The organism is Geobacillus sp. CAMR5420 (assembly GCF_000691465.1).
Taxonomy (GTDB): domain Bacteria; phylum Bacillota; class Bacilli; order Bacillales; family Anoxybacillaceae; genus Geobacillus; species Geobacillus thermoleovorans.
This window is the reverse complement of record NZ_JHUS01000096.1, coordinates 1-1,466: the sequence shown is the minus strand read 5'-3', so window position 1 is coordinate 1,466 and position 1,466 is coordinate 1. Positions and strand designations below refer to the sequence as shown.

The 1,466-nt window shown below is 37.2% G+C and carries 2 protein-coding genes; both read left to right on the top strand.

Features of this window, described 5'->3' with window-relative positions:
* Window positions 1–529 precede the first annotated feature (529 nt).
* On the top strand, window positions 530–1,087 hold the full coding sequence (lepB, locus tag DI44_RS00005; protein WP_014195146.1) for a signal peptidase I: 558 nt from the start codon (window positions 530–532) through the stop codon (window positions 1,085–1,087).
* 196 nt (window positions 1,088–1,283) lie between these two features.
* On the top strand, window positions 1,284–1,466 hold a 183-nt coding region (locus DI44_RS0117570; RefSeq protein WP_033026804.1), incomplete at its 3' end, for a DUF4277 domain-containing protein.

Below are 1,466 nucleotides of genomic sequence, written 5' to 3'. Positions count from 1 at the left end.
GGGCTAGTTGAGCGCTAAAGCTCAACTAGCACCACGGGTTTATTTTTCTTTTTTCCTTCGTATAATTCAGCGTCGACGAGGTAACTTTATTTTTCGAGATATATCAAACGGTGTAAAGCCATCACATCTTTTGTACATATGACTGACTTCTATTTTTTCGTGTTAGAATTGTCAAACGACGAGACATCATGATCTAGGGCAACTCACGATGGATCGCCAATCGTCAAGCAAGCAGTCGCTCGTTCCTTTCGCTTGCTAATAGGTGCGTTGGTTCTTCTTACAAGACCACTCGATGTATGTTGAAACAAACATCTCATCATTTCGATATGGTTAAAATCAGTTTCTCCTTTTGCGGGTAAACCGATGAAAGAATGAATGACATCATTGATACTCACTTATTCTTTGAAGATGGATAATGTTCGTTTAGTACCATCATGTCAACGATTTAAGTGAATTGTAAAGATGATTGTTTCGAGGATTCGGGAGCCTTAATAAAATTTACATCAATGTTTTAAGGGGGATGATGATAATGGAGAAAAAGAAAAGTGAGTTTTTGGGATGGATGAAGGCGATCATTATTGCAATTTTATTAGCTGCTTTTGTTCGACACTTCATATTTGCGCCGATTATAGTAGAAGGAGAATCCATGATGCCTACACTACACGATCAAGATCGTATGATTGTAAACAAAATAAAATATTCTTTTGTAAAACCGAAAAGGTTTGATATTATTGTGTTCCATACAAAAGAAAAAAAGGATTACATAAAACGCATAATTGGGTTACCTGGAGATCGTATCGAGTATAAAAATGATATTTTATATATAAACGGGAAAGCGTATAAAGAACCTTATCTAGATGAATACAAAAAACAAAACAAGTTTGATGGTCCCCTTACGGAATCGTTTACTCTAAAGGATACTCCAATCGGTAGAAACACTGTTCCTGAAGGCTATTTATTTGTAATGGGTGATAATAGAAGATATAGTAAAGACAGTCGTCATATTGGGGCCATTCCGATGAATGATGTTGTTGGCCAGGCAAACATAATTTATTGGCCTTTTAAACATATCCGAATAGTAAAATAAGCATTTCAAAAAGGCTTTACGGCTTTTCAGTAAAACAACTGAAAAGTACCAATAAATTTATTTTAAAATTAAATCGTAGTTATCAACACTGATAGCCTCACATTTCGCACCCTCCCAACGAAAATCGGGAGGATTTTTTCGTTCCGATGTCGAATGAATCCTTGACACACAAGGAAAGTGAAGGAGTTTTTCTCTCATGAACGTTCAAGTCAAAAAGGTCTATCGTAATGATTATTTGAATATAATAAGTGCCCTATTCAAGAAACTGGGCCTGCCCCAATTGATTGACCATCTCGTTCCCGTTGATCCACAGTGCCAGACTCGAGTCAGCGATGCCGTTCAGGCCATCCTCTACAATCTGTTTGACGGCCGGCAAGCC

Bases quoted from the DNA above. Each gene is read 5' to 3' on its own strand.
- lepB (WP_014195146.1), top strand. From the start codon at position 530: ATGGAGAAAAAGAAAAGTGAGTTTTTGGGATGGATGAAGGCGATCATT.